Origin of the sequence: Enterobacter cloacae complex sp. IR53030, assembly GCF_049238365.1 — a bacterium.
Taxonomy (GTDB): Bacteria; Pseudomonadota; Gammaproteobacteria; order Enterobacterales; family Enterobacteriaceae; genus Enterobacter; species Enterobacter kobei.
The window spans coordinates 47,961-73,501 of sequence record NZ_JBMKHA010000015.1 but is presented as its reverse complement, the minus strand read 5'-3'; the positions used below and the strand labels follow the sequence as shown (position 1 = coordinate 73,501).

28 protein-coding genes and 1 other annotated feature are annotated in these 25,541 nt (G+C 56.6%); of the genes, 20 read left to right on the top strand and 8 right to left on the bottom strand.

Annotation, left to right across the window (positions count from 1 at the left end):
- Window positions 1-3: 3 nt before the first annotated feature.
- The 6 genes from dgoR to ACOTXR_RS15935 all read left to right on the top strand — a co-directional run bounded on the left by dgoR (window position 4) and on the right by ACOTXR_RS15935 (window position 6,111).
- On the top strand, window positions 4-693 hold the full coding sequence (gene dgoR / locus ACOTXR_RS15960) for a D-galactonate utilization transcriptional regulator DgoR (protein ID WP_014881908.1): 690 nt from the start codon (window positions 4-6) through the stop codon (window positions 691-693).
- Window positions 690-1,568: a 2-dehydro-3-deoxygalactonokinase gene (locus ACOTXR_RS15955; protein ID WP_014881909.1), complete on the top strand. Its 879-nt coding sequence runs from the start codon at window positions 690-692 to the stop codon at window positions 1,566-1,568. Before dgoR ends, ACOTXR_RS15955 begins: the two co-directional genes overlap by 4 nt.
- Window positions 1,552-2,169 (top strand): 2-dehydro-3-deoxy-6-phosphogalactonate aldolase, encoded by a 618-nt coding sequence (locus ACOTXR_RS15950; RefSeq protein WP_032635239.1) that lies wholly within the window; start codon window positions 1,552-1,554, stop codon window positions 2,167-2,169. The genes ACOTXR_RS15955 and ACOTXR_RS15950 overlap by 17 nt, the downstream gene beginning before the upstream one ends.
- Window positions 2,166-3,314, top strand: coding sequence for a galactonate dehydratase (gene dgoD, locus ACOTXR_RS15945; protein ID WP_024907394.1), 1,149 nt, complete (start codon window positions 2,166-2,168; stop codon window positions 3,312-3,314). Before ACOTXR_RS15950 ends, dgoD begins: the two co-directional genes overlap by 4 nt.
- 178 nt (window positions 3,315-3,492) lie before the next feature.
- Entirely contained in the window at window positions 3,493-4,830 is a 1,338-nt protein-coding gene (locus ACOTXR_RS15940) for an MFS transporter (protein WP_058690211.1), read from the top strand.
- A 51-nt stretch (window positions 4,831-4,881) separates the two neighbouring features.
- On the top strand, window positions 4,882-6,111 hold the full coding sequence (locus tag ACOTXR_RS15935; protein ID WP_023331672.1) for a DUF3748 domain-containing protein: 1,230 nt from the start codon (window positions 4,882-4,884) through the stop codon (window positions 6,109-6,111).
- Here the strand turns inward: ACOTXR_RS15935 and ACOTXR_RS15930 are convergent.
- A complete protein-coding gene (locus ACOTXR_RS15930; RefSeq protein WP_014881914.1) occupies window positions 6,108-6,440 on the bottom strand; it encodes a YceK/YidQ family lipoprotein in 333 nt (110 codons plus the stop codon). The genes ACOTXR_RS15935 and ACOTXR_RS15930 overlap by 4 nt on opposite strands.
- A 250-nt stretch (window positions 6,441-6,690) precedes the next feature.
- Window positions 6,691-6,762 (top strand) — a sequence feature (ROSE (Repression Of Heat Shock gene Expression) occurs in the 5'-region of heat shock genes and acts as an RNA thermometer to modulate expression.).
- On the opposite strand from ACOTXR_RS15930, the gene ibpA reads away from it, so the two are divergent.
- The 3 genes from ibpA to ACOTXR_RS15915 all read left to right on the top strand — a co-directional run bounded on the left by ibpA (window position 6,756) and on the right by ACOTXR_RS15915 (window position 9,565).
- On the top strand, window positions 6,756-7,166 hold the full coding sequence (ibpA, locus tag ACOTXR_RS15925; RefSeq protein WP_008500162.1) for a small heat shock chaperone IbpA: 411 nt from the start codon (window positions 6,756-6,758) through the stop codon (window positions 7,164-7,166). (Overlaps the previous feature by 7 nt.)
- Window positions 7,167-7,302: 136 nt before the next feature.
- Window positions 7,303-7,731, top strand: coding sequence for a small heat shock chaperone IbpB (gene ibpB, locus ACOTXR_RS15920; RefSeq protein WP_023331674.1), 429 nt, complete (start codon window positions 7,303-7,305; stop codon window positions 7,729-7,731).
- A 172-nt stretch (window positions 7,732-7,903) separates the two neighbouring features.
- Window positions 7,904-9,565, top strand: a complete 1,662-nt coding sequence (locus ACOTXR_RS15915; protein ID WP_014881916.1) for a putative transporter — start codon at window positions 7,904-7,906, stop codon at window positions 9,563-9,565.
- Here the strand turns inward: ACOTXR_RS15915 and ACOTXR_RS15910 are convergent.
- Entirely contained in the window at window positions 9,533-10,279 is a 747-nt protein-coding gene (locus ACOTXR_RS15910; protein ID WP_045281354.1) for a GntR family transcriptional regulator, read from the bottom strand. The two genes, ACOTXR_RS15915 and ACOTXR_RS15910, sit on opposite strands and share 33 nt — an antisense overlap.
- Window positions 10,280-10,501: 222 nt before the next feature.
- Between ACOTXR_RS15910 and ACOTXR_RS15905 the strand changes: the two genes are divergently transcribed.
- The 4 genes from ACOTXR_RS15905 to ACOTXR_RS15890 all read left to right on the top strand — a co-directional run bounded on the left by ACOTXR_RS15905 (window position 10,502) and on the right by ACOTXR_RS15890 (window position 14,220).
- Complete coding sequence (locus ACOTXR_RS15905) at window positions 10,502-12,124, top strand: alpha-glucoside-specific PTS transporter subunit IIBC (RefSeq protein WP_014881918.1); 1,623 nt, start codon at window positions 10,502-10,504, stop codon at window positions 12,122-12,124.
- Window positions 12,121-13,443, top strand: coding sequence for a 6-phospho-alpha-glucosidase (locus ACOTXR_RS15900; protein ID WP_058690212.1), 1,323 nt, complete (start codon window positions 12,121-12,123; stop codon window positions 13,441-13,443). The genes ACOTXR_RS15905 and ACOTXR_RS15900 overlap by 4 nt, the downstream gene beginning before the upstream one ends.
- 92 nt (window positions 13,444-13,535) lie before the next feature.
- The gene (locus ACOTXR_RS15895; protein ID WP_014068263.1) at window positions 13,536-13,883 is read left to right on the top strand and encodes a YidH family protein; all 348 of its coding nucleotides are present in this window, start codon (window positions 13,536-13,538) and stop codon (window positions 13,881-13,883) included.
- Complete coding sequence (locus ACOTXR_RS15890) at window positions 13,873-14,220, top strand: DUF202 domain-containing protein (RefSeq protein WP_023331677.1); 348 nt, start codon at window positions 13,873-13,875, stop codon at window positions 14,218-14,220. The genes ACOTXR_RS15895 and ACOTXR_RS15890 overlap by 11 nt, the downstream gene beginning before the upstream one ends.
- A gap of 34 nt (window positions 14,221-14,254) precedes the next feature.
- Here the strand turns inward: ACOTXR_RS15890 and dsdA are convergent, their stop codons facing one another.
- Window positions 14,255-15,541, bottom strand: a complete 1,287-nt coding sequence (gene dsdA, locus ACOTXR_RS15885; RefSeq protein WP_222834731.1) for a D-serine ammonia-lyase — start codon at window positions 15,539-15,541, stop codon at window positions 14,255-14,257.
- A gap of 17 nt (window positions 15,542-15,558) precedes the next feature.
- Complete coding sequence (gene dsdX / locus ACOTXR_RS15880) at window positions 15,559-16,896, bottom strand: D-serine transporter DsdX (protein ID WP_058690214.1); 1,338 nt, start codon at window positions 16,894-16,896, stop codon at window positions 15,559-15,561.
- A gap of 204 nt (window positions 16,897-17,100) precedes the next feature.
- Between dsdX and dsdC the strand changes: the two genes are divergently transcribed.
- Together dsdC and ACOTXR_RS15870 are read left to right on the top strand one after the other, a co-directional pair.
- Complete coding sequence (dsdC, locus tag ACOTXR_RS15875) at window positions 17,101-18,027, top strand: DNA-binding transcriptional regulator DsdC (protein ID WP_058690215.1); 927 nt, start codon at window positions 17,101-17,103, stop codon at window positions 18,025-18,027.
- An 84-nt stretch (window positions 18,028-18,111) separates the two neighbouring features.
- Window positions 18,112-19,200 (top strand): cellulase family glycosylhydrolase, encoded by a 1,089-nt coding sequence (locus ACOTXR_RS15870; protein WP_032635252.1) that lies wholly within the window; start codon window positions 18,112-18,114, stop codon window positions 19,198-19,200.
- Here ACOTXR_RS15870 and emrD read toward each other — a convergent pair.
- The 4 genes from emrD to tisB form a co-directional block, all read right to left on the bottom strand.
- On the bottom strand, window positions 19,103-20,287 hold the full coding sequence (emrD, locus tag ACOTXR_RS15865) for a multidrug efflux MFS transporter EmrD (RefSeq protein ID WP_222834732.1): 1,185 nt from the start codon (window positions 20,285-20,287) through the stop codon (window positions 19,103-19,105). The genes ACOTXR_RS15870 and emrD overlap by 98 nt on opposite strands.
- Window positions 20,288-20,462: 175 nt before the next feature.
- Window positions 20,463-21,296, bottom strand: coding sequence for an EamA family transporter (locus tag ACOTXR_RS15860; protein WP_045134488.1), 834 nt, complete (start codon window positions 21,294-21,296; stop codon window positions 20,463-20,465).
- Window positions 21,297-21,358: 62 nt separating this feature from the next.
- Window positions 21,359-21,805, bottom strand: coding sequence for a GNAT family N-acetyltransferase (locus ACOTXR_RS15855; RefSeq protein ID WP_014881927.1), 447 nt, complete (start codon window positions 21,803-21,805; stop codon window positions 21,359-21,361).
- Window positions 21,806-21,869: 64 nt separating this feature from the next.
- Complete coding sequence (gene tisB / locus ACOTXR_RS15850; protein ID WP_023331685.1) at window positions 21,870-21,959, bottom strand: type I toxin-antitoxin system toxin TisB; 90 nt, start codon at window positions 21,957-21,959, stop codon at window positions 21,870-21,872.
- A gap of 487 nt (window positions 21,960-22,446) precedes the next feature.
- Between tisB and ACOTXR_RS15845 the strand changes: the two genes are divergently transcribed.
- The 5 genes from ACOTXR_RS15845 (at window position 22,447) to ilvN (ending at window position 25,511) form a co-directional block, all read left to right on the top strand.
- A complete protein-coding gene (locus tag ACOTXR_RS15845; RefSeq protein ID WP_023331686.1) occupies window positions 22,447-22,761 on the top strand; it encodes a type II toxin-antitoxin system HigB family toxin in 315 nt (104 codons plus the stop codon).
- Entirely contained in the window at window positions 22,758-23,177 is a 420-nt protein-coding gene (locus ACOTXR_RS15840) for a helix-turn-helix domain-containing protein (RefSeq protein ID WP_127341140.1), read from the top strand. Before ACOTXR_RS15845 ends, ACOTXR_RS15840 begins: the two co-directional genes overlap by 4 nt.
- Window positions 23,178-23,326: 149 nt before the next feature.
- The gene (gene ivbL, locus ACOTXR_RS15835) at window positions 23,327-23,425 is read left to right on the top strand and encodes an ilvB operon leader peptide IvbL (RefSeq protein ID WP_023331688.1); all 99 of its coding nucleotides are present in this window, start codon (window positions 23,327-23,329) and stop codon (window positions 23,423-23,425) included.
- 106 nt (window positions 23,426-23,531) lie between these two features.
- A complete protein-coding gene (gene ilvB, locus ACOTXR_RS15830; RefSeq protein WP_047028139.1) occupies window positions 23,532-25,220 on the top strand; it encodes an acetolactate synthase large subunit in 1,689 nt (562 codons plus the stop codon).
- A 3-nt stretch (window positions 25,221-25,223) separates the two neighbouring features.
- Window positions 25,224-25,511: an acetolactate synthase small subunit gene (ilvN, locus tag ACOTXR_RS15825; protein WP_010426528.1), complete on the top strand. Its 288-nt coding sequence runs from the start codon at window positions 25,224-25,226 to the stop codon at window positions 25,509-25,511.
- The last annotated feature ends 30 nt before the right edge of the window (window positions 25,512-25,541 follow it).

Here is a 25,541-nt window from a genome sequence, read left to right as displayed (position 1 = left end):
TCCATGACTCTCAATAAAACCGATCGCATCGTCATTACGCTGGGCACCCAGATTGTCGGGGGGAAATACGTTCCCGGTTCGCCACTGCCAGCAGAGGCTGAACTGTGTGAGGAATTTGAAACTTCGCGCAACATCATCCGGGAAGTGTTCCGCTCGCTGATGGCGAAGCGTCTGATTGAAATGAAACGGTATCGCGGCGCGTTTGTTGCCCCGCGCAACCAGTGGAACTACCTCGATACCGACGTATTGCAGTGGGTACTGGAAAACGATTACGACCCGCGGCTTATCGGCGCGATGAGTGAAGTCCGAAATCTGGTGGAACCGGCAATCGCACGTTGGGCAGCGGAACGGGCAACGTCCGGCGACCTGGCACAAATCGAGTCGGCTTTAAACGACATGATTGCCAATAACCAGAACCGGGAAGCGTTCAATGAGGCTGATATTCGCTATCACGAAGCGGTGTTGCAGTCGGTACATAACCCGGTATTACAGCAGCTTAGCGTGGCGATCAGCTCGCTACAGCGAGCAGTATTTGAACGTACCTGGATGGGTGATGAGGCCAACATGCCAAAAACGCTCCAGGAACATAAAGCGCTGTTTGATGCGATACGGCATCAGGATGGCAATGCGGCAGAGCAGGCGGCACTTACCATGATTGCCAGCTCGACACGAAGGTTGAAGGAAATCACATGACATCTCGCTACATCGCAATTGACTGGGGTTCGACCAATCTGCGCGCCTGGCTGTACCAGGACGAGCAGTGCCTGGAGAGCAGGCAATCAGAAGCAGGCGTAACGCGCCTGAACGGTAAATCCCCTGAGGCGGTGTTAGCAGAAGTGACGCAAAACTGGCGCGATAGCGCCACGCCGGTAGTCATGGCGGGTATGGTAGGAAGTAACGTAGGCTGGAAAACCGCGCCTTATCTGCCTGTTCCCGCCCATTTCTCCGCTATTGGCGATCGTTTAACGTCCGTAGGCGACAATATCTGGATTATTCCCGGTTTGTGCGTTTCTCGCGACGATAACCACAACGTGATGCGCGGCGAAGAGACGCAGCTCCTTGGCGCGCGCACGCTATCTCCTTCTTCTGTCTACGTTATGCCCGGAACGCACTGCAAGTGGGTCCAGGCGGATGCTGAGCAAATCCACGACTTTCGCACCGTGATGACCGGCGAGCTGCATCATTTGCTGCTCAACCATTCGCTGGTGGGGGCGGGTTTGCCGGAGCAAAAATCCTCGCCAGAGGCGTTTGCTGCTGGTCTGGCGCGTGGGAACGCCTGTCCTGTCGTTTTGCCGCAACTTTTTGAGGTTCGCGCCTCGCACGTGCTGGGCGATCTCCCGCGCGAGCAGGTCAGTGAATTTCTCTCGGGCCTGCTGATTGGCGCTGAGGTCGCCAGCATGCGTGACTTCATCGCGCACGAGCAGGCCATCACGATTGTCGCAGGCGCATCGCTAACGTCACGCTACGAACAGGCGTTCCGCGCTGTTGGGCTTACCGTTTCAACGGTACCCGGCGACACGGCATTTCAGGCAGGAATAAGGAGCATCGCTCATGCAGTGGCAAACTGACCTTCCCCTTATCGCGATTTTGCGCGGTATCACGCCCGATGAGGCGTTAGCGCACGTCGGCGCAGTTATAGACGCCGGGTTCGACGCGGTGGAGATTCCGCTCAACTCCCCACAATGGGAAAAGAGCATTCCGGCCGTGGTGGATGCGTTTGGTGATAAAGCGCTGATTGGCGCGGGGACCGTCTTACAACCGGAGCAGGTGGACCAGCTGGCAAAGATGGGCTGCAAGCTCATCGTCACCCCGAACATCCATCCTGAGGTGATCCGCCGTGCGGTGGGTTACGGCATGACCGTTTGTCCGGGATGCGCGACGGCCACAGAAGCGTTTACTGCCCTCGACGCGGGCGCGCAATCGCTGAAAATTTTCCCGTCCTCGGCTTTTGGTCCGGATTACATCAAAGCGCTGAAGGCGGTATTGCCCGCCAGCGTGCCGGTCTTTGCCGTGGGTGGCGTTACGCCAGAAAACCTGGGCCAGTGGATAAGCGCTGGCTGTGTGGGCGCGGGGCTGGGCAGCGATCTTTATCGCGCCGGACAGCCCGTTGAACGTACCGCACAGCAGGCGGCAGCATTTGTGAAAGCGTATCGAGAGGCAGTGAAATGAAAATAACCAAACTCACCACGTACCGTTTACCCCCGCGCTGGATGTTCCTGAAAATCGAAACCGACGAAGGTGTTGTGGGCTGGGGCGAGCCGGTGATTGAAGGGCGAGCCCGCACCGTTGAAGCTGCAGTGCATGAGCTGGGGGAATATCTGATTGGGCAGGATCCGGCACGCATTAACGACCTCTGGCAGGTGATGTATCGCGCGGGTTTCTACCGCGGTGGTCCGATTCTCATGAGCGCTATCGCCGGTATCGACCAGGCGCTATGGGATATCAAAGGTAAAGTGCTGAACGCCCCGGTCTGGCAACTGATGGGTGGCCTGGTGCGCGACAAAATCAAAGCCTATAGCTGGGTCGGAGGCGACCGCCCTGCGGAAGTGATCGACGGCATTACACAGCTGCGCAACATCGGTTTTGACACCTTCAAGCTCAACGGCTGCGAAGAGATGGGCGTCATCGACAACTCGCGCGCGGTAGACCGGGCGGTAAATACCGTGGCGCAAATCCGTGAAGCCTTCGGCAACGAGATTGAGTTCGGTCTGGATTTTCATGGGCGTGTCAGCGCACCGATGGCGAAGGTGCTCATTAAAGAACTGGAACCATATCGCCCGCTGTTTATCGAAGAGCCGGTGCTGGCCGAGCAGGCCGAATACTATCCGAAGCTGGCTGAACAGACGCACATTCCTATCGCGGCGGGCGAACGGATGTTCTCACGCTTTGAATTTAAACGGGTGCTCGAAGCGGGCGGCATTGCGATCCTGCAGCCGGATCTCTCCCACGCGGGCGGTATCACCGAATGCTACAAAATTGCCGGCATGGCAGAAGCCTACGACGTGGCGCTGGCTCCGCACTGTCCGCTCGGACCAATCGCGCTGGCGGCCTGCCTGCATGTCGATTTTGTCTCCCGCAATGCCGTGTTCCAGGAACAAAGCATGGGGATTCACTATAACAAAGGCGCGGAACTGCTCGATTTTGTGAAAAACAAAGAAGACTTCAGCATGGAAGGCGGATTCTTTAAACCGTTAACGAAACCGGGTCTGGGTGTTGAAATTGACGAAGCCAAAGTTATTGAGCTGAGTAAACATGCGCCGGACTGGCGTAACCCGTTATGGCGGCATGAAGACGGTTCAGTCGCCGAGTGGTAAATGCGCGTCATACTTCGCGCTGGTGAGGCGTTGGCTGCGCTTTCTTACCCCGGTCACATACTTTTGTATGCTCCCGGGGATGCGAAAACTTGCCGCCTTCCCCCAGCACGAATTATTTAGCGCATTCTGGCTACGTTTTTAAATAAAAAAATAATAACACCCTCTGAAACTACAGGGCATGGTGAGCGGCTTCGCTATGCCCAAAATCTGGAGACAGATTGCGATGGATATTCCAGTTACTGCTGCAAAAACCGGGCGTCGCCGTTACCTGACGCTGTTGATGATCTTTATTACCGTGGTCATTTGTTATGTTGACCGCGCCAACCTTGCCGTGGCATCGGCCCATATTCAGGAAGAGTTTGGTATCACTAAAGCGGAAATGGGTTATGTCTTCTCGGCGTTTGCCTGGCTCTATACGCTTTGCCAGATCCCGGGCGGCTGGTTCCTTGACCGCGTGGGTTCACGTCTGACTTATTTTATCGCTATTTTTGGCTGGTCCGTGGCGACCTTGTTCCAGGGCTTCACGACCGGACTAATGTCGCTGATCGGTCTGCGTGCCATCACCGGGATATTTGAAGCACCCGCGTTCCCGACCAATAACCGCATGGTGACCAGCTGGTTCCCGGAACACGAACGTGCCTCCGCGGTGGGCTTTTACACCTCCGGGCAGTTTGTTGGTCTGGCATTCCTGACGCCATTGTTAATCTGGATCCAGGAACTGCTGAGTTGGCACTGGGTGTTTATTGTTACCGGTGGGATCGGCATCATCTGGTCGTTTATCTGGATTAAGGTCTATCAGCCGCCGCGCCTGACCAAAAGCATCAGCAAAGCAGAGCTGGACTATATCCGCGACGGCGGCGGCCTGGTGGATGGTGATGCGCCCGTGAAAAAAGAGGCGCGCCAGCCGCTGACCAAAGCCGACTGGAAGCTGGTCTTCCACCGTAAGCTGGTGGGGGTTTACCTGGGGCAATTTGCGGTGACGTCCACGCTGTGGTTCTTCCTGACGTGGTTCCCAAACTACCTGACGCAGGAGAAGGGGATCACCGCGCTGAAGGCGGGCTTTATGACCACCGTACCGTTCCTTGCCGCGTTCTTCGGTGTCCTGCTCTCGGGCTGGCTGGCGGATAAGCTGGTAAAAAAAGGGTTCTCATTGGGGGTAGCGCGTAAAACACCGATTATCTGCGGATTGCTGATCTCCACCTGCATCATGGGTGCCAACTATACCAACGATCCGGTGTGGATAATGACCCTGATGGCAGTGGCGTTCTTTGGTAATGGTTTCGCATCGATTACCTGGTCGCTGGTGTCGTCCCTGGCACCGATGCGGCTGATCGGTCTGACCGGCGGTGTGTTCAACTTCGTTGGCGGGCTGGGTGGAATTACCGTGCCGCTGGTCATTGGTTATCTGGCTCAGGATTACGGTTTTGGCCCGGCGCTGGTTTACATCTCCGCCGTGGCGTTGATTGGCGCGCTTTCTTACATACTGCTGGTAGGCGATGTGAAACGAGTAGGCTAATCCACACGGATGTTTTACCCTGATGCGATAACTGCGCATCAGGGTATCCTCATGAAACAAATCACCTTCGCTTCCCGCAACCACCAGCTTACTAATATCAATACCTGGACGCCGGACAGCCAGTGGCTGGTCTATGACGTGCGTCCGTCAGGCGCGTCGTTCACCGGTGAAACCATCGAGCGAGTTAATGTAGGCACGGGCGAGGTCGAGGTGATTTATCGCGCGACGGACGGCGCGCACGTTGGCGTGGTGACCGTTCATCCTGCACAGGATGAATACGTCTTTATCCACGGTCCGAAACACCCGGATGCGGACTGGCGCTACGATTTTCATCATCGCCAGGGGGTGATTGCGCATCACGGTCAGGTAAGCAATCTGGATGCGATGGATATCACCGCGCCCTATACTCCAGGCGCGCTGCGCGGTGGCAGCCACGTACATGTCTTCAGCCCGAACGGGCAGTTGGTCAGCTTTACCTATAACGACCATGTCATGCATATGCGCGATCCGAAGCTCGATTTACGCAACGTTGGCGTGGCGGCGCCTTTCGGCCCGGTGAATCCACAGGGGAACCATCCGCGTGAATATCCGGGAACCTTCTGGAGCGTGCTGGTCAGCCGCACGACGCCTAACCCACAACCGGGCAGCGACGAAATCAATCGCGCCTACGAAGAGGGCTGGGTGGGCAACGACAGGCTGGCGTTTATCGGCGATACCCTCTCAGCACAGGGCGAAAAAGTGCCTGAACTGTTCATTGTTAACCTGCCAGTAGATGAACAGGGCTGGAAACGTGCGGGTGATGCGCCGCTGCAGGGAACGCCAGAAATGCTGCCTGCGCCGCCAGCGGGCGTGATGCAGCGTCGGTTAACCTTCACGCACCACAACCGCTATCCGGGTCTGGTGAACGTGCCGCGCCACTGGGTGCGCAGTAACCCGCAGGCGACACAAATCGCGTTTCTGATGCGTGATGATAACGGCGTTGTGCAGCTGTGGCTGATCTCGCCTGAGGGCGGCGAGCCGCGCCAGCTCACCCACGCTGAGCGCGATATCCAGTCTGCGTTCAACTGGCACCCGTCCGGGAAGATGCTGGGATTTGTGCTCGAAAATCGGATTGCGTGCTGCGACGCACAGACCGGAGAGGTGACGTTTTTGACGTCCGATCACGGCAATCCACCTTCTGCGGATGCCGTCGTGTTTTCCCCGAACGGGCGCGTTATTGCATGGATGGAAGAGACGGGCGGTTTCCGTCAGCTTTGGATAACGGAAACCGCACAGAACTAGCGCGGAGGCATCTCGGCGGGCGGAATGACGGCGTTGGTCGCCAGGTTTTCCTGCTCGCTTTTCTCTACCCGTGAACGTACGGAGTCATCCTTACGGAATACATCCCACGGCAGCAGAAGCGTATCCGCTACTGCCGTAAACGGCATATCCAGGATAACCAGGGATTTGGTGCCCCAGTTGGTATCGTCATCGGAGATCATCGCCGCGCTGGCGCGCGTCCCCGGATATGTTCCTTCTTTACCGCCGGTGTGAGACATCACGCTCGAACACCCGCAAAGTAAAACTACCCCGCTGAACGTCGTCAGCTTTATCAGAACATTTTTCATCATCACTCAGTCATCGTTAATGTTACTGCATAGACCTGCAACTCAGGGTTATAGCGAGCCTTATCCGAAATGGATAGCTCGATAATCCCGCACTGTGGCAGTCATCGCAATTTAACCCTTTGTGCTGTTGTCCCAGAGTCTATGCGACAACCAGCAAAGTGCAAAAAAATCTCACATAAATAGTCTTGAAAAGCCCGGTTCCAGACCCATTTTAAGAATGTGACCCGATAACGAACGCGCCTGATGGGCGTTCGGGGGCACAAAGGCCTGTCCATGGTGGAAGGCTATAATTTCTCGCTGATTTCAGGAGTTTTATTTATGCGTAACTTCGATCTTTCTCCGCTATACCGTTCTGCAATTGGTTTTGACCGCCTGTTTAACCATTTAGAAAATAACCAAAGCCAGAGCAATGGCTACCCTCCATACAATGTCGAGCTGGTTGACGAAAACCACTACCGCATCGCGATTGCCGTTGCCGGTTTTGCAGAAAACGAACTGGAGATCACCGCGCAGGACAACCTGCTGGTGGTGAAAGGTTCCCATACGGCCGAGCAGAAAGAACGTACCTACCTCTACCAGGGCATCGCCGAGCGTAACTTTGAACGCAAGTTCCAGTTAGCCGAGAACATTCACGTCAAGGGCGCGAACCTGGTTAACGGCCTGCTGTTTATCGAACTGGAACGCGTGATTCCGGAAGAGAAAAAACCGCGCCGTATCGAAATTAACTAATCACGGGGGTCGCAAGCGCGGCCCACACAGACTTGCTTGCCGTAACGGGAGCATATGCGAATCCATCAGGATTTGCAGGAACAACTGCGCACAAAATTAAACTGTGCCGAACTCGCTTCTTAGAAGGAGATTTAGTATGCGTAACTATGATTTATCCCCTCTGCTGCGTCAGTGGATTGGTTTTGACAAACTGGCTAACGCCCTGCAAAGCACGACTGAGCACCAGACGTTTCCGCCGTATAACATTGAAAAAAGTGACGATAACCACTATCGCATCACCCTTGCGCTGGCCGGTTTCCGCCAGGAGGATCTGGAGATCCAGCTTGAAGGTACCCGTCTGACCGTGAAAGGGACGCCGGAAAAACAGGAGACCGAGACTCAATGGCTGCATCAGGGGCTGGTTAATCAGCCGTTTAGCCTGAGCTTTACCCTGGCAGACCATATGGACGTGTCCGGTGCGACCTTTACCAACGGGCTACTGCATATCGATCTGACCCGTAACGTGCCGGAAGCCATCGCGCCGCAGCGTATCGCCATTAGCGAGCGGCCGGCGTTGAACAGTTAACAAGCCCGCCGAACCTGTAGGTCGGGTAAGGCGTAGCCGCCACCCGACACCGCTCACAGACCGCATAAGGCCCTGCCACGGCAGGGCTTTTTTGTGCGCCATCGCCCATACAACGCCCCACGGCTCTGAGAGAATCCCTGATATAACTAAGGTTATGGGCAGGGAGTGGATCATGAGTGATATCGCGTTAACCGTTAGCGTGTTGGCCCTGGTCGCTGTTGTGGGACTATGGATAGGCAATATCAAAATCCGCGGCGTCGGGTTTGGCATTGGTGGCGTGCTGTTTGGCGGCATTTTTGTCGGGCATTTTGCCGATCGGCTCGGGCTGGCTCTGAGCGCTGAAATGCTCCACTTTGTTCAGGAGTTCGGCCTGATCCTGTTCGTTTATACCATCGGGATTCAGGTAGGCCCTGGCTTTTTTGCCTCCCTGCGTGTCTCCGGACTACGGCTCAATCTTTTTGCGTTCGGCATTGTGGTCATGGGCGGGCTGGTCACCGCGATTCTGCACAAAATCTTTGATATTCCCCTTCCTGTGGTTCTGGGCATTTTCTCCGGCGCGGTCACCAACACCCCGGCGCTCGGTGCGGGCCAGCAAATCCTGCGCGATCTGGGGATTCAACCCGGCATTGTCGACCAGATGGGGATGAGCTACGCCATGGCCTATCCGTTTGGCATCTGTGGCATTCTGCTCTCCATGTGGCTGGTACGCGTACTGTTTCGCGTTAACGTCGAATCAGAGGCCAAAGATCACGAAACCACGCTGACCAACGGCCATATGCCCATCAAAACCATCAACATTCGCGTCGATAATCCCAACCTGAATAATATGGCGATTCAGGACGTACCGATCCTGAACAGCGCCAACATCATCTGCTCCCGCCTTAAGCGTGACGATATGCTGATGGTGCCCGCGCCCGGCACCGTTATTCAGCAAGGCGATCTGCTACATCTGGTCGGCCAGCCCGGGGATTTAAACAATGCGCGACTGGTCATTGGTCAGGAAGTGGACACCTCGCTCTCCACGCGCGGCACCGATATGCGGGTGGAACGCGTCGTGGTGACCAATGAGCATGTTCTCGGCAAAAAAATACGCGATCTGCAGGTAAAAGAACGCTATGACGTGGTTATCTCCCGTCTGAATCGCGCGGGTGTTGAACTGGTCGCCAGCCCGGAAGCCAGCCTGCAGTTCGGGGATATCCTCAACCTGGTTGGTCGCCCGTCGTCAATTGACGCGGTGGCGGATATGGTGGGTAACGCCCAGCAAAAACTGCAGCAGGTACAGATGCTGCCGGTGTTTATCGGCATCGGCCTGGGCGTGCTGCTGGGCTCCATTCCACTGTACGTGCCGGGCTTCCCGGTGGCGCTTAAGCTGGGCCTGGCAGGCGGGCCGCTGATTATGGCGCTGATCCTCGGGCGCATCGGCTGTATTGGTAAGCTCTACTGGTTTATGCCGCCGAGTGCCAACCTGGCGCTGCGCGAGCTGGGCATCGTGCTGTTTCTGGCAGTGGTCGGGCTGAAATCCGGCGGGGATTTTGTCGATACCCTGATCAAGGGCGAAGGGATGAGCTGGGTCGGTTACGGCATATTTATCACGGCAATCCCGCTGCTGACGGTAGGCATTCTGGCGCGGATGTTCGCCAAAATGAACTACCTGACGCTGTGCGGCATGCTGGCGGGCTCCATGACCGATCCCCCTGCGCTCGCGTTTGCCAATAACCTGCATGCCACCAGTGGTGCAGCGGCACTCTCCTATGCCACCGTCTACCCGCTGGTAATGTTCCTGCGCATCATCACGCCGCAGCTACTGGCGGTGCTGTTCTGGGGGATGAGCTAGCAGCACTTCCGGGTGGATGCGCCGCAGATGGTAGTCCACCTGGTAATCACTGGTATTACGGAACATCACGGAATAATTGAGGAACTCGCCGCTGTCGCTGTAGGAAAGTGACGTGATTCGCAGCAGCGGCGTCTGTTCCGGCAGGTTCAGGTAACCGGCCAGCTGTTTATCTGCCAGCACCGGCGTCAGGCTCTCATAGTTGCCGCTGATGGTGATCCCGCACTCTTTCTCGATGTAATCAAACTTTGACCCTTCCAGATGCGCCAGCGAGAGGTTGCGAAACAGCTTCACCGGCATAAAGCTGTCCTCCAGCATCAGCGGCTTCCCGTCCACGTAGCGTACCCGCCGGGAAAAGTAGATCCGCTCATCGACCTGAATCCGCAGCTGGCTGGCGATGGCGGGTGGCGCGGGCATCACTTCAAACTGCAACACTTTACTCTGCACCTCTTTTCCCTGCTGACGCAGCACCTCCACCAGCCCGGTCAGATTCGTGGTTTCGTGGTGAACGTCCTTACGCGAGACAAACGTGCCGCTGCCGTGCCGTCGCTCAACCAGCCCCCAGCTCACCAGCAGATCCAGCGCCTTGCGGATGGTCATGCGCGCCACGCCGAACTCCTGCGCCAGCGCTTTCTCACCCGGTAGCGGGCTGCCGATGTTGTAGTCCGACGAATTCAGCCGCAGCCGCAATCTGTCGGCAATAGATTTGTAGATCACCAGTAGACCTCTCTGCCCGCATCATGGCGTCGGTTACGTCTTCACATGTTCATATTTACAACGAAAAGTAGACCTCACTGGTCAAAATAAAACCATGAATGCGATCACGAATCGCAACGGCACGCCATGTTCGCGTATCAGTAAGTTCTTATGCTCACCTCAGGCCAGCAAAAAACCATAACGGCCTCTACCCCCTACAGGTTGTTACGTGAGGATTTAAAAATGCTCAGTCAAATACAACGTTTTGGCGGTGCCATGTTTACCCCGGTGTTGCTGTTTCCGTTTGCCGGGATCGTGGTGGGAATCGCCATTATGCTTCGCAACCCGCTGTTTGTCGGCGAAGCCTTAACGGCCCCTGATAATCTTTTCGCGCAGATCGTTCACATTATTGAAGAGGGCGGCTGGGCGGTATTTCGCAATATGCCGCTGATTTTCGCCGTCGGTTTACCGATTGGCCTGGCAAAGCAGGCGCAGGGCCGCGCCTGTCTGGCGGTGCTGATTAGCTTCCTGACCTGGAACTACTTCATCAACGCGATGGGGATGACCTGGGGTCACTTCTTCGGCGTCGATTTCTCCGCCGAACCCACGGCGGGAAGCGGGCTGGCGATGATTGCCGGGATCAAAACGCTCGATACCAGCATCATCGGTGCCATTGTGATTTCTGGCATCGTGACCGCTATCCACAACCGCTATTTCGACAAGCCGCTGCCGGTTTTCCTGGGGATTTTCCAGGGCAGTTCGTTTGTCGTTATCCTCGCGTTTTTCGTCATGATCCCCTGCGCCTGGCTGACATTGCTGGGCTGGCCGAAAGTGCAGATGGGCATTGAGTCCCTACAGGCGTTCCTGCGCTCAGCCGGTGCGCTGGGCGTGTGGGTGTACACCTTCCTGGAACGCATTCTGATCCCAACCGGATTGCACCACTTCGTCTATGGCCCGTTCATCTTCGGCCCGGCGGCGGTGGAAGGCGGTATTCAGGTCTACTGGGCGCAGCATCTGCAGGAATTCAGCCAGAGTACCCTGCCGCTGAAAACCCTCTTCCCCGAAGGCGGGTTCGCGCTCCACGGCAACTCCAAGGTGTTTGGCTCGGTCGGGATTGCGCTGGCGATCTGGTACACCGCCTCAGCGGAAAACCGCGTCAAAGTGGCGGGGCTGCTGGTCCCGGCCACGCTCACTGCCGTGCTGGTGGGCATTACTGAACCGCTCGAATTTACCTTCCTGTTTATCTCGCCGCTGCTGTTTGCCGTTCACGCCGTGCTGGCGGCCACCATGGCAACGGTGATGTACACCTTTGGTGTGGTCGGCAACATGGGCGGCGGCCTGCTGGACCAGTTCCTGCCGCAAAACTGGATCCCGATGTTCCATAACCACGCCTCAACGGTCTTCACGCAAATCGGCATCGGCGTCTGCTTTACCGGCCTCTACTTCATGGTTTTCAAAACGCTGATTGTGCGTCTGAACCTCAAAACGCCGGGCCGGGAAGAGAGCGAAATCAAACTGTACAGCAAGGCCGACTATAAGGCGGCACGCGGGCAAACCACTGCCCCGGCGGCGGCCAGCCAGCAGGTCGGACAGGCCGCCGGATTCCTGCAGGCGCTCGGCGGTGCGGCCAATATCGAAAGCATCAACAACTGCGCCACCCGCTTGCGTATCGCGCTGGTGGATATGGCGAAAACCCAAAGCGACGACGTCTTCAAAGCCCTGGGCGCACACGGTGTGGTGCGACGCGGCAACGGCATTCAGGTGATTGTCGGTCTGCACGTTCCTCAGGTGCGTGACCAGCTGGAATCGCTGATGAAAACCCCTTTAACGAATGAACAAACCACCCTGACAGAGGCTATATCATGAAAAAATTCTCAGTTGTCATTGCAGGCGGCGGCAGCACCTTTACGCCTGGTATCGTCCTGATGCTGTTAGCCAACCGTGACCGTTTCCCGCTGCGCGCCCTGAAGTTTTATGACAACGACGGCGCACGTCAGGAGACCATCGCCGAAGCGTGCAAAATCATCCTTAGAGAGCAGGCGCCGGAGATTGAGTTTAGCTACACCACCGATCCTAAAGCGGCGTTTACCGATGTGGATTTCGTGATGGCGCATATCCGCGTCGGCAAATACCCGATGCGTGAAAAAGATGAGAAAATCCCGCTGCGCCACGGCGTGCTGGGCCAGGAAACCTGCGGGCCAGGTGGGATTTCCTACGGCATGCGCTCGATCGGCGGCGTGCTGGAGCTGGTAGATTACATGGAGCAGTACTCCCCGAATGCGTGGATGCTGAACTACTCCAACCCGGCGGCGATTGTCGCGGAAGCCACGCGCCGCCTGCGTCCGAATGCCAAAATCCTCAACATCTGCGATATGCCGATTGGCATCGAAGGACGCATGGCGCAGATCGTTGGCCTGAAAGACCGCAAAGAGATGCGCGTGCGCTACTACGGTCTGAACCACTTCGGCTGGTGGACCTCGATTGAAGATCTCAACGGTAACGATTTAATGCCGAAACTGCGCGAATACGTGGCGAAATACGGCTATGTTCCGCCTTCTGAAGATGCGCATACCGAAGCAAGCTGGAACGATACCTTTGCCAAAGCAAAAGATGTGCAGGCGCTGGATCCGGACACCATGCCGAACACCTATCTGAAATACTATCTGTTCCCGGACTACGTTGTTGCGCACTCTAACCCGGAACGGACCCGCGCCAATGAAGTCATGGATCACCGCGAGAAACATGTGTTCAGCTCCTGTCGGGCGATCATCGAAGCGGGTAATTCCGCCGCCGGGGAGCTGGAAATCGACGAACATGCGTCGTACATCGTTGATCTGGCGACCGCGATTGCCTTTAACACCCAGGAACGCATGTTGCTGATTGTGCCAAACAACGGTGCCATTCATAACTTTGATGCCGATGCGATGGTGGAAATTCCGTGTCTGGTGGGCCATAACGGACCGGAGCCGCTCACGGTTGGCGATATTCCACACTTCCAGAAAGGGCTGATGAGCCAGCAGGTGGCGGTGGAAAAACTGGTGGTGGATGCCTGGGAGCAGCGTTCGTATCAGAAACTCTGGCAGGCGATTACCCTGTCGAAAACCGTGCCGAGCGCGTCAGTCGCGAAAGCGATTCTGGATGACCTGATCGAAGCCAACAAAGAGTACTGGCCGGAACTGCACTAACCTTCCTGACCGGCATCCCCCGATGCCGGTCTCCTTGTCCTGGTCGATTTACGCTATGCTGAAGCCTGCCCGTAGCTCGACAAGGAACCTCCATGAAAATTTCCCGCCTCGGTGAAGCGCCGGATTATCGCTTCTCTCTGGCTAATGAACGCACGTTCTTAGCGTGGATCCGCACGGCGCTGGGCTTTCTGGCTGCAGGTGTCGGCCTCGATCAGCTCGCACCTGATTTCGCCACGCCGCTGATCCGCGAAGTACTGGCGCTGCTTCTGTGCCTGTTCGCAGGCGTGCTGGCGATTTACGGCTATCTGCGCTGGTTGCGCAATGAGAAGGCGATGCGTCTGAAGCAGGATTTACCCTATACGCGCGGGTTACTCATCATCAGCGCGATCCTGCTGACGGTGGCAGGCGTGGTGATGGTGCTGGTGTTCTATGGCGGATAGCCGCAAAGCGCGACGCGAAGCGGACCCTGGCCTGCAGCCGGAGCGGACGTCGCTCGCATGGCTGCGCACGTTGCTGGGGTATGGCGCGCTGATTGCTCTGGCGATCAAGCACAACTGGCACCGGACCGGGGTGCCATTCTGGATCTCGATTGTTGTGCTGGCGCTGGTAGCCTTCATTTTGTGGCGCTATACCCGCAGCCGTAACCTGATGGACGTGGCGCAGGATGATTTTGTGCAGCCGAAAGCGGTGCGGGATAAGTTCCTGATCGCGCTCGCTGTGCTGTCTCTGTCTTTACTCTTTGCCGTTACTCACATTCAGCAAATGGTGAGCTTATAAGCCCGGTGGCGGCTACGCCTTACCGGGCCTACGATTAACGGCTTTTTGCTAAATACTTCGCCATCTCGTCTTCCGGCACCATGCCGCCCCCGGTTGCCCATACCAGGTGGGTGACGTTGGCATCTGAATGCACACGCAGCGGCCCGGCCATGCCCGCCAGCGCGGACGGTTCCAGACGAATGTCTTCCTCCTGCGCCAGCCAGCCGAGCATGTCATACATGCTTTGATCGGAAAGCGTGTAGAACCCGTCCAGCAGGCGCTCCATCGCGCGGCCCACGAAGCCGGACGCGCGCCCGACCGCCAGGCCGTCTGCCGCCGTCACGTTGTCGATACCCAGGTTCTGCACCGCAATCTCGTCGTGCAGGCCGGTGTAAACGCCGAGCAGCATGCACGGCGAGTGCGTGGGTTCCGCAAAGAAGCAGTGGACGTTATCACCGAAGGCCAGCTTCAGGCCAAACGCCACGCCGCCAGGGCCGCCGCCGACACCGCAGGGCAGGTAGACGTACAGGGGATGCGCCGCATCCACCACGCGGCCCTGTTCGGCAAACTGCGCCTTCAGCCGCTCGCCTGCCACCGCGTAGCCGAGGAACAAAGTGCGGGAGTTTTCATCGTCAATAAAGAAGCAGTTCGGATCGCTTTCTGCCGCTTTGCGCCCCTGTTCCACCGCCACGCCGTAATCCTGCTCATACTCCACGACGATGACGCCATGGCTGCGGAGCTTCGCTTTCTTCCACTCGCGGGCATCGGCGGACATGTGCACCGTCACCTTAAAGCCGATGCGTGCGCTCATAATGCCGATGGACATCCCCAGGTTGCCGGTTGAGCCCACCGCAATGCTGTACTGGCTGAAGAAGTCCTTAAAGCGCGGCTCCAGCAGGACGCTGTAGTCGTCTTCGATGCTCAGCAAGCCGGCGTCCAGCGCCAGTTTCTCCGCGTGGGTCAACACCTCGTAGATGCCGCCGCGTGCTTTAATCGAGCCGGAAATCGGAAGATGACTGTCTTTTTTCAGCAGCAGGGTGCCGGGAATGGTCTTGTCATATTCTTTCCCCAGTCGCGCCTGCATGGCCGGAATGGCGACCAGTTCGGATTCAATAATCCCCTTCGTGACGGCCGTTTCCGGAAAGGCTTTCGCCAGATACGGCGCGAAGCGGTTAAGGCGCGCGTGCGCGTCGTCCACGTCGGCTTTGGACAGCCCGACGTAAGGCAATCCTTCCGCCAGCGTCGTGGTACGTGGGTTAAGCCAGGTGGTTTCTTTCAGGGCAATCAGATCCTCAACCAGAGGAAACTGTGCGGTTAAAGTAGTGATAGTTGCGTTTTCCATAGTACGTCTCTTCGCGCTCAGATAATGAAAGAAAGCAGGAATGTGCCGCCAAGTGCAAGCACCGAGGCGATAAACGTCGCCGTCGTATAGTATTTGAAGGTCTCATTCAGGGTTGCGCCGCAGTATTGCTTCACCAGCCAGAAGAGAGAATCGGTGACGATCGTGCAGCCAATGGCGCCGGAACCGATAGCAATGGTGATGATCTCCGGACTCACGTTCGGATAGAGCGGCAGCATCGGCGCGACTATCGCCGTGGCGCCCATCATCGCGACCGTGGCGGAGCCTACGGCGGCATGCAGCACCAGCGCCACCAGCCAGGCGAGCAGGATAGGATGCATGTGCAGGTTCGAGAGAATATGCGCCAGTGAGTCCGCCAGTCCGCTGGTTTTGAGGATGGCGTTGAACGCGCCGCCCGCGCCGATAATCAGCAAAATATTGGCGATAGAGCCAAAACCGTGCTCGGTGTGCGTCAGCATCGCCCCCATGCTCATATGCTGGCGGATCCCCAGCAGGTAGTAGGCGACAAACACGGCGATAAACATCGCGGTGATCGGGTTGCCGATAAATTCGAGGAGCGTATACAGCGAACCTTCTTTTGCCATATTCAGCTCGGCAATGGTCTTCACCAGCATGAGGCCAATTGGCAGCAGAACCGTAAACAGCGTGGCGCCCAGCGACGGGAGGGTGTGTTCTTCCCGCACCTTGAGGTCTGAAAATTCTGCCGGAACCGGTTTAAACGGCAGACGATTGCCGAGCAGTTTCAGGAACAGCGGGCCACCGACCAGAGACGCCACCAGTCCTACCATCAAACCATAAACAATCACCGTTCCGACGTCCGCGCCTAACTTATTGGTCACAAACAGCGCGGCTGGATGCGGAGGCACCACACAGTGCACCGCCATCAGCGCGGTACAGAGCGGAATGGCCAGCTTGAGCAGCGACGTGTTGGTCTTTTTGGCGATGGAAAACGCCAGCGGGATCAGCAGTACCACGCCCACTTCCACGAACAGCGTAATGCCGCAGATCAGGCCCACCAGCACCATAATCACGTCTGCTGACAGCCAGCGGCAGCGCTGCAGCGCGATCCCGATACGCTCTGCCGCACCGGAGACCTCCATCATTTTGCCGAGAATGGTGCCCAGACCAATCACCGCCGCCAGGAAGCCCAGCGTACCGCCAATCCCGCTCTCAATGGCGTTCACCATATCCAGTGGGCTCATTCCCATCACCGCACCGACGAAAAAGCTCGCCAGCAGCAGCGCGAGGAACGGGTGAAACTTCAGCTTAACGATGGTTAAAACAATTAACACAATGCTGACCAGCAGCGTTGCCACAACCCAGACCTGAGATCCCATATCTCACCTCACCCTTATGTCATCTGTGGGTATTGGACGAAAAAACGGCAGGGGCTGACAAACGATATAAATTGGCATTCAGGTGAGCCAGATTGGATCAACTGAGTGACTACGCTCTAAAAAACGCACTTAACTTGCATTAGGTTCACATAAATTCACCCTTAAACGGTATGCTGAGCGCAGAAACCCCGCGTGAGAATTGTGATGACCGATGCGAATGAAGCCAGAAACCGGCTGTTAAACGGCTGGCAGCTGTCGAAAATGTACACCTTTGAAGTGGCCGCCCGGCATGAGTCCTTCGCGCTGGCCGCGGAGGAGCTCTCGCTCAGCCCCAGCGCGGTGAGCCACCGCATTAATCTGCTGGAAGAGGAGCTGGGCATTCAGCTGTTCGTCCGCTCGCACCGTAAGGTTGAGCTGACGCAGGAGGGGAAGCGCGTTTACTGGACCCTTAAATCCTCCCTCGATACCCTGAATCAGGAGATCCTGGACATCAAAAACCAGGCGCTCTCCGGTACGCTAACGGTGTACTCCCGGCCATCGATTGCGCAGTGCTGGCTGGTTCCCATGCTGGGAGATTTTACCCGCCGCTATCCGTCGATTTCACTCACCGTCCTGACCGGAAATGATTACGTCAATATGCAGCGAACGGGCATCGATCTGGCGCTCTATTTCGACGATACGCCGGCAAACCACCTTTCCCAACACTTCCTGATGGATGAGGAGATTTTGCCCGTTTGTTCGCCCGCGTACGCCCGCGAACATCAACTGCTTAAAAACCCCCATAACCTCAGCCACTGTACGTTGCTGCATGACCGTCAGGCCTGGAGCAATGATTCCGGTACGGATGAATGGCTAAGCTGGGCGCAGCATTTTGCGATAAATATGCCGCCATCGTCGGGGATTGGTTTTGATCGTTCTGATTTAGCGATTATTGCGGCCATCAATGATGTGGGGGTGGCGATGGGCAGAAAGCGGCTGGTGCAGAAACGGCTCGAGAAGGGAGAGTTGATTGCACCGTTTGGTGAAAAGACCCTCAAATGCCATCAGCATTACTATATCTCAACGCTTCCGGGCCGCCAGTGGCCGAAAATTGACGCCTTTATTAGCTGGCTGAGAGAACGGGCAAGGTGAAGAATTATTACGCTTTGACGCTACACCAAATGTGAAAAAGCGTGCTAAATACAGGTAATGCTTTCGATTTATCCAGGGTAAACCGTGTTAAAGCCTTTTATTGCCTCTGCGTTACTGATCTCATCCGGCTGGGCGATTGCCGCTGAGCCGGCGATGACGGCTGCCCGCTATGCTCAGCAGCTGGGTGTGGGGATGGATGTAGACTGGGCGCGTACCGAGCGCGGTATACGTGAATTTGACCCGCTGGTGGTACGCGATTTTCGTGCAAAAGGCATTAGCCATGTGCGCATCCGCGTCGCCGATGAGCCGACGGAAGCGCGGCTCATCCATCTGCGCAAGCTGGTGGAAGCCTGCGAGCAGTATGGTGTCATCCCGATTATTGCTTATCAGGCAGATGAATATAAAAACGACCCGAAAGCCGATAATGAGAAAGAGACAATCAACTGGTGGATTGCCGTCGCCCACTATTTCGGCCAGAGCTACCCGCAGTTGGGTTTTGACCTGATTTACGAGCCCGCCGACAAGCTCAACCACAACCTCGCGTCGTTAAATCGCGTGTATGAAAAAACCATAAAAGCGATCCATGACATTGACCCGCAGCGCATGATTTTCATCGCACCGCGCCTGCGCGCCGCGCCGGAGGATTTAACCAGCCTGAAGCTGCCTGCGCACAGCCAGAACTTCCTGCTGGCGGAGTGGCATATTTTCCCGTGGGGGCCGCTGAAAAATAACGGTAAATACCCGTGGACGTCCGGCACGGCGGCAGAGAAAGCGGCTATCCATAATCGCATCAATACCGCGCTGCGCTGGCAGCAAAAAACCGGGCACGTCAGCTGGGTCGGAGGCTGGGGCGTGGGGGAGTCAAACCACCTCACGCCAACCGCTTCGCAAATGGCCTTCGCCACCTTTATGGCCTGCGAGCTGCAAAAGGCGAAAATTCCGTATGCGCTTAACGCGGATTTCCAGTTTTACGACGGGGAAGAGGGCGCCTGGCGACCTGCGCCAGAGCCGTTATTACAGGCGATGATTGCTCCCGTCTGTGAAAAACCCGGCGACAAGCCGGGCCATCATGCGGTTAAACCGGCTGCTCGTGATGCGGGACACGCGACGCCAGCGGCAGCCAGCACAGTAAAATCAGCAGCCCCATCAGCGTCATCAGCAAACCCAAACTAGCCTGCCCGGTCTGCGGCATCATGGCCGAGAGCCAGGCCAGCGCGCCGGAGCCGATGTTTTGCAAACCGCCCACCAGCGCGCCCGCCGTGCCCGCGAGGAACGGGAACGGCTCCATCGCGCCGCTGGTGGCGAGCGGGAACAGCATCCCCGCGCCGAAGAAGAACAGCGCCGCCGGGATCAGCAGCGTCCAGACGGTCATCAAGCCAAACAGCCCCGGGATCCACATCATCAGTCCCGCCAGCAGACAGCTAATCACTGCCTGCCACATCAGGGTGGAGAAACGCTTGTTCTGACGTCCGGCAAACCAGGCGCCGAAGAACGCCGCCGGGATAGGCAGAATAAACAGAATACTCACCACCATGCTGCTCAGGCCAAGCCCAGCGCCCAGCAGCACGCCGGAGCAGGCTTCGAACACCGCTATGCCTGCCAGGCCGCCGATCAGCATCAGCAGGTAACAGGTAAACGCACCGTTGCCGAACAGCGTTTTGTAGCTGGCGATAAGCTTCGTGCGCGGCGCGTCCTGCGGGCGCGTTTCCGGCATCCACCGTGCCATGCTGAAGGTCACTATCACGCAGAGCACCAGCAGGAAGGCGTAACAGGCGCGCCAGGACCACATTGTGTCTAGCAGGCCGCCAATCAGCGGTGCCAGCAGCGGGCTGACCAGAATCCCCATATTCAACAGGCTGTTGGCATGGCGGAGCTGGGTGCCCTGGTACATATCGCGCGGTAAGGTTCGCGCCATCACCCCGCCGACGCCGGTTCCGACGCCTTGCAGGGCGCTGGCGGCAATCAATACGGTCAGGCTATGGGTGGTGATGGCAATCACCGTCGCCACCATGAATATGCTCATGCCGACCAGGATCACCGGGCGACGCCCGACGCGGTCGGACAGCGGGCCATAGACGAGTTGTGAAACGCCGTAGGTTAGCAGGTAGGCGGCCATTACGCTTTGTACCGCGCCCTCGCGGACGTTTAATTCCTTTGCCATATCGGCGATCGCCGGAATGTAGATGGTTTGCGCCATCTGACCGACGGCCACCAGTAACACCAGCATCAACAATAAGTTAACGTTCCTTTGTTTTTTCATGTCGCTGAATACTTTTGCCAAAAGAGAAAAATTAAGAATAAGTAACTGCGCATTCCCATAAATGCGCGAGGAATCTACCACAGTGAGATGACAATTTAATCATTGTGATGGTGAATGGAAGAACGTCAAAAGGCAGGATTTGTAAACAAAAACGGCAACTAATGTTGCCAGTGATTTATGCGAGGCGCAGGAGAATAGCGCCGCCAGCAATACCCAGCGCCGCAGCGATGCGCAGGCCCGCAACCTTCTCTTTTAAAAGCACAAAGGCAATCAGCGCCCCGAAAAGAATCGAGGTTTCACGCAGCGCCGCGACTACGGCCAGCGGTGCCTGCGTCATCGCCCACAGTGCCAGGCCATACGAGCCCATGGTGCCGACGCCGCCGAGCAGCCCCTTTTTCCAGTGCAGACGCAGGTAGCCAAAGGCTTCACGCCGACGCGCCACCATCGCCCAGCTCAGCAGGCAAAAACCGTTCATAAAGAAGGTCCACAGCGTGTAGCCCAGCGCAGTGCCCGAGAGCCGCACCCCGGTGCCGTCCACCAGCGTATATCCGGCGATAAAACAGGCGTTCAGTAGCGCCAGCCAGATCCCTTTTCGGGACTGCATGCGTCCGTTCATCGCCATCGCCAGAATCGACAGGCAGATCACTCCGATGCCGGACCAGGCCAGCCAGGAGAGACGATCGCCAAGTGCCAGGACGCTGATCAGCGCCACCAGCAGTGGGGCGGTGCCGCGCATCAGCGGGTAGGTTTGACTCATATCGGAGACCTGATAGGTCTTCGCCACCAGCACGGTGTACACCACCTGTAAGGCGCAGGAGACGATTAAAAACGGCCAGCTTGCAGCAGAAGGCTGTGGAGAGAAGGGGAGCAACACCAGCGCAATCAGCGTAGCGGAGCCGCTGACGCTTATCGCAGAATAGAGCTTGTCCGTTCCGGCCTTAACGATAGCGTTCCAGCTGGCATGCAGCAGCGCGGCAAACAGCAAAATGCAGAATACGGTGATGGTCATGGCGTATCGGGTGGTGAATTGTCACTCAACTGTAACATTCACGTCCTGATGCTGCCAGTCGGTTACACCGCACAAAACAGGCGGTGCGTCACCCGCGGCTCATCCGAGACCAGCGTGAAACCCGCCCGGCGGTAGAACCCATACGCGGTATCCGGCGCGTGGGTATTCAGGAAATCAAACCAGATGCTGGCATCGGCCATCACTACGGTTAAAAGCTGTTTGCCGATGCCCAACCCGCGACACTTCTCGCTAACATAGAGATGGCGAATGCGCCCGGCGCGCGGTTGCTGGCTGAAGGGATCGCGGTTGAGACCGCATACGCCTACCAGCTTGCCGTTAAGAAACGCCCCCAGCAGCTTTTCGCCCGGCGCGTTAAAGCGGTTTTCGCCCCGCTGCCAGTTCTCTTCCAGCCTGCGTAGCATGTTGAAATTCAATGCGATACTTTCCGCCTTCAGGGCGATATAGCCCGGTTCATCAGGCGTAACAGGCTCAATTAACAGACGCGACATAGCATTCCCTCGTTATTAAAGAGGGGCGGTTGCCCGCCCCTCTCAGGTGCGACTTGAACCTGACTTACCGAACGTATTTCAGGACAGCATCAAGCAGTTGCAATACTGCAACAATGAGTTTGAGGATAAGTATCACCATATCCACGATGCCCATACGCGTCTCCTTTTGGTAAAAAGGAGCACGATGCTGGCGTACCTTTCCGCCGCCTGTTGCCAGCACCTGGATTGACGTAACACAGTGTGCTCACTTCAGGGGTTAAGGCACTGACGGCACCACCCGTTTCAGCCAGGACTTCATTGCGCCGGTAGAACTGCGGCCCCCTCGCTCACTGCGAACACCCTCAGTATAGATAAATACTGTATGCATGAACAGTATTTTTTGGACAAAAATCGAAAGGCGACCCATACTCAAAAACGTCAAAATCCGTGCCGGAATTGCGCGTTCGTCCTCGATCGCGTATACTTTTTGCGTTGACGTAACACAGTGTGTTCTGCGGCGACCAACCGCAAAACCCTGATAAAAACCTCGCTCCGGCGGGGTTTTTTGTTTTCTGGGTCCGTCCTAAGCAGGCCTTCCGTTGACTAATTGGCAATCCGTGATATTGTTGCCATAATGGCAACGGACGCGGCAGGTATGCAGTATGCATTTAATCTCAATGAAGGCAATTTTGGATGCGGTGATCCAGTTTCCGCAACACAGAGAGGAGCTTCTTTTTCTGGGGCGAACCATCGAAAAGAGCCATTGCACGACGCCTGTTGCGCTAAGAAAAATCTTTCCAACGCTAGATAATTTGAAGTATCTCGATAAGCATTATGTTATTGATATTGCTAACAACAACCTGAGAGTAGTGGCTCTCATATTCTTTGAAAGCCAAAAGTTTTATGTGCGCCATGTTTTTACTCATAAGGAATATGACCGTTTTACGGAGAAACATCGCACTAAGGGGAAGAAATGATGATCGTAGCTGATGCAATGAAAGCAACGCATGCCCTTGTCGCGGCGGTTCCTTTATTGGGTGAACATCCAAACGAGAAAGATTACCAGGACGCACTTGAGCTGGTTGAGTATTTACTGATGAACGAACCTGGCAGCCCTTTGCTGGATATCGTATGTGCAAGAATTCGTCGTTACGAAGCCAATCGGCCCGAAATTGTCGCCTTACGCCAGGAGATGGAATCTGTCCCAGTGGGCATTGCCGTTTTAAGAACCCTTATGGATCAATACAAACTGACTATTTCGGATTTTCAGGATGAAATTGGCAGTAAATCAATGGCTTCAAGGGTGTTGAACGGTCAACGTCAGCTGACGTTGAACCATATAAAAAAACTGGCTGCTCGCTTTGGGGTATCGCCTGCGCTGTTCATTGAATGAAATACTCACGTCCGACTACTGTTTTCATCACCCAACAAACGAAACGTGATCCCTGACGCATTTTTGTCCAGATGAAAATATTTCCATTGTCACGCCCGAAAACCTGTGTTTGTATAAATTCAATCAATGATTCCAAACACAGGTTCCTAATGACTCCATCTCTGTTCACCTCGACCCTACTAAAAACTGCGCAACCAGCCGCAGTGGTCGTCGTGCGTGTGGTGGTGGTCGTCGGCAATGCGCCGTAGGGACTGGATCAACACACGAATCCAAAACCCCGCCGGCGCAAACCGGGCGGGGTTTTTCGTTTAGGACCCTCCCCGGAAGGCTGGCTCAGAAGAAAAGGACTGGAGCATGGCAAGTTCGGGCACAACATCTACTAAGACGCGTTTTACGGGCGCGCAGCTGATCGTTCATTTGCTGGAACGACAGGGCATCACCACGGTTGCGGGCATCCCGGGCGGCACGGTACTGCCGCTGTACGATGCGTTAAGCCAAAGCACAAAAATCCGCCACGTGCTGGCTCGCCACGAGCAGGGCGCGGGCTTTATCGCGCAGGGCATGGCGCGTACCCAGGGGAAACCGGCGGTTTGTATGGCGTGTAGCGGGCCGGGGGCAACCAACCTGGTAACGGCCATCGCCGACGCGCGCCTCGACTCCATTCCGCTGATCTGCATTACCGGCCAGGTGCCGTCTTCGATGATCGGTACCGATGCGTTCCAGGAAGTGGATACCTACGGCATCTCTATCCCCATCACCAAACATAACTATTTAGTTCGCGATATCAGCGAGCTTCCTCAGGTTATCAGCGATGCGTTTCGCATTGCGCAGTCTGGCCGCCCGGGCCCGGTGTGGATAGACATTCCTAAGGATGTCCAGACCGCAGAGATCGAGATTGACGTGCTGCCAGAGCCGGGCGACCGTGCCCCCGCGCCGGAATTCAGTGCTGAGAGCGTGCGTGACGCCGCGGCGATGATTAATGCCGCCAAACGCCCGGTGCTCTATCTGGGCGGTGGGGCGATTAACGCCGCGAATGAAATCCGCCAGTTCGCTGAAAAAGCTAACCTGCCCACCACCATGACCCTGATGGCGCTCGGCATGCTGCCAAAAGCGCACCCGCTCTCGCTCGGCATGCTGGGCATGCACGGCGCGCGCAGCACCAACTACATCCTGCAAGAGGCGGATTTGCTGATTGTGATGGGGGCTCGTTTTGATGACCGGGCGATTGGCAAAACCGAGCAGTTCTGCCCGAACGCCAAAATCATCCATGTGGACATCGACCGCGCCGAGCTGGGTAAAATTAAGCAGCCGCACGTGGCCATTCAGGGCGACGTGGCTGAAGTGCTGGCGCAGCTGATCCCGCAGACGGACGCAGCCGACCGTGCCGACTGGCGTCAGTTGGTCGCCGATTTGCAAAAAGAGTTCCCGGGCGCCATCCCGACCGAGGGCGATCCGCTGAGCCACTATGGTCTTATCAACGCTGTGGCCGCCTGCGTGGACGACAGCGCGATTATTACCACCGACGTGGGCCAGCATCAGATGTGGACCGCCCAGGCCTACCCGCTGAACCGTCCGCGCCAGTGGCTGACCTCCGGAGGCCTCGGCACCATGGGCTTTGGCCTGCCTGCTGCCGTGGGCGCGGCGCTGGCGAATCCGGACCGCAAAGTCATCTGCTTCTCCGGTGACGGCAGCCTGATGATGAACATTCAGGAAATGGCGACCGCGGCCGAAAACCAGTTAGACGTCAAAATCATTCTGATGAACAACGAGGCGCTGGGGCTGGTACACCAGCAGCAGAGCCTGTTCTACAAGCAGGGCGTATTTGCCGCGACCTATCCGGGAATGATTAACTTTATGCAGATTGCTGCCGGTTTTGGCCTTCACACCTGCGATCTGAACGCCGAAGAGGATGCCCACGCGGCGCTGCAGGCGGCGATTTCGCGTCCCGGCCCGGCGCTGATCCACGTGCGTATCGACCCTGAACAAAAAGTGTATCCGATGGTGCCGCCGGGTGCGGCAAATACTGAGATGGTGGGGGAATAAACCATGCAGAAACAACATGATAACGTCATTCTGGAACTCACCGTCCGCAACCATCCTGGCGTCATGACCCACGTCTGCGGGCTGTTTGCCCGCCGGGCGTTTAACGTGGAAGGCATTCTCTGTCTGCCGATTCAGGGCAGCGAGCACAGCCGCATCTGGCTACTGGTCAACGATGACCAGCGTCTGGAGCAGATGATGGCGCAGATCGACAAGCTGGAAGATGTCACCAAAGTGGCGCGCAACCAGTCCGATCCCACCATGTTTAACAAAATTGCGGTGTTTTTCGAGTAGATCGCTTAAGGTAAGCGTCTTTCGCTCTTG

Excerpts from the sequence above, each read along its gene's own strand:
- dgoR (WP_014881908.1), top strand. The coding sequence starts at position 4 with ATGACTCTCAATAAAACCGATCGCATCGTCATTACGCTGGGCACCCAG.
- ACOTXR_RS15955 (WP_014881909.1), top strand. The coding sequence starts at position 690 with ATGACATCTCGCTACATCGCAATTGACTGGGGTTCGACCAATCTGCGC.
- ACOTXR_RS15950 (WP_032635239.1), top strand. The coding sequence starts at position 1,552 with ATGCAGTGGCAAACTGACCTTCCCCTTATCGCGATTTTGCGCGGTATC.
- dgoD (WP_024907394.1), top strand. The coding sequence starts at position 2,166 with ATGAAAATAACCAAACTCACCACGTACCGTTTACCCCCGCGCTGGATG.
- ACOTXR_RS15940 (WP_058690211.1), top strand. The coding sequence starts at position 3,493 with ATGGTGAGCGGCTTCGCTATGCCCAAAATCTGGAGACAGATTGCGATG.
- ACOTXR_RS15935 (WP_023331672.1), top strand. The coding sequence starts at position 4,882 with ATGAAACAAATCACCTTCGCTTCCCGCAACCACCAGCTTACTAATATC.
- ACOTXR_RS15930 (WP_014881914.1), bottom strand. The coding sequence starts at position 6,440 with ATGATGAAAAATGTTCTGATAAAGCTGACGACGTTCAGCGGGGTAGTT.
- ibpA (WP_008500162.1), top strand. The coding sequence starts at position 6,756 with ATGCGTAACTTCGATCTTTCTCCGCTATACCGTTCTGCAATTGGTTTT.
- ibpB (WP_023331674.1), top strand. The coding sequence starts at position 7,303 with ATGCGTAACTATGATTTATCCCCTCTGCTGCGTCAGTGGATTGGTTTT.
- ACOTXR_RS15915 (WP_014881916.1), top strand. The coding sequence starts at position 7,904 with ATGAGTGATATCGCGTTAACCGTTAGCGTGTTGGCCCTGGTCGCTGTT.
- ACOTXR_RS15905 (WP_014881918.1), top strand. The coding sequence starts at position 10,502 with ATGCTCAGTCAAATACAACGTTTTGGCGGTGCCATGTTTACCCCGGTG.
- ACOTXR_RS15900 (WP_058690212.1), top strand. The coding sequence starts at position 12,121 with ATGAAAAAATTCTCAGTTGTCATTGCAGGCGGCGGCAGCACCTTTACG.
- ACOTXR_RS15895 (WP_014068263.1), top strand. The coding sequence starts at position 13,536 with ATGAAAATTTCCCGCCTCGGTGAAGCGCCGGATTATCGCTTCTCTCTG.
- ACOTXR_RS15890 (WP_023331677.1), top strand. The coding sequence starts at position 13,873 with ATGGCGGATAGCCGCAAAGCGCGACGCGAAGCGGACCCTGGCCTGCAG.
- dsdA (WP_222834731.1), bottom strand. The coding sequence starts at position 15,541 with ATGGAAAACGCAACTATCACTACTTTAACCGCACAGTTTCCTCTGGTT.
- dsdX (WP_058690214.1), bottom strand. The coding sequence starts at position 16,896 with ATGGGATCTCAGGTCTGGGTTGTGGCAACGCTGCTGGTCAGCATTGTG.
- dsdC (WP_058690215.1), top strand. The coding sequence starts at position 17,101 with ATGACCGATGCGAATGAAGCCAGAAACCGGCTGTTAAACGGCTGGCAG.
- emrD (WP_222834732.1), bottom strand. The coding sequence starts at position 20,287 with ATGAAAAAACAAAGGAACGTTAACTTATTGTTGATGCTGGTGTTACTG.
- ACOTXR_RS15860 (WP_045134488.1), bottom strand. The coding sequence starts at position 21,296 with ATGACCATCACCGTATTCTGCATTTTGCTGTTTGCCGCGCTGCTGCAT.
- ACOTXR_RS15855 (WP_014881927.1), bottom strand. The coding sequence starts at position 21,805 with ATGTCGCGTCTGTTAATTGAGCCTGTTACGCCTGATGAACCGGGCTAT.
- tisB (WP_023331685.1), bottom strand. The coding sequence starts at position 21,959 with ATGGGCATCGTGGATATGGTGATACTTATCCTCAAACTCATTGTTGCA.
- ACOTXR_RS15845 (WP_023331686.1), top strand. The coding sequence starts at position 22,447 with ATGCATTTAATCTCAATGAAGGCAATTTTGGATGCGGTGATCCAGTTT.
- ACOTXR_RS15840 (WP_127341140.1), top strand. The coding sequence starts at position 22,758 with ATGATGATCGTAGCTGATGCAATGAAAGCAACGCATGCCCTTGTCGCG.
- ivbL (WP_023331688.1), top strand. The coding sequence starts at position 23,327 with ATGACTCCATCTCTGTTCACCTCGACCCTACTAAAAACTGCGCAACCA.
- ilvB (WP_047028139.1), top strand. The coding sequence starts at position 23,532 with ATGGCAAGTTCGGGCACAACATCTACTAAGACGCGTTTTACGGGCGCG.
- ilvN (WP_010426528.1), top strand. The coding sequence starts at position 25,224 with ATGCAGAAACAACATGATAACGTCATTCTGGAACTCACCGTCCGCAAC.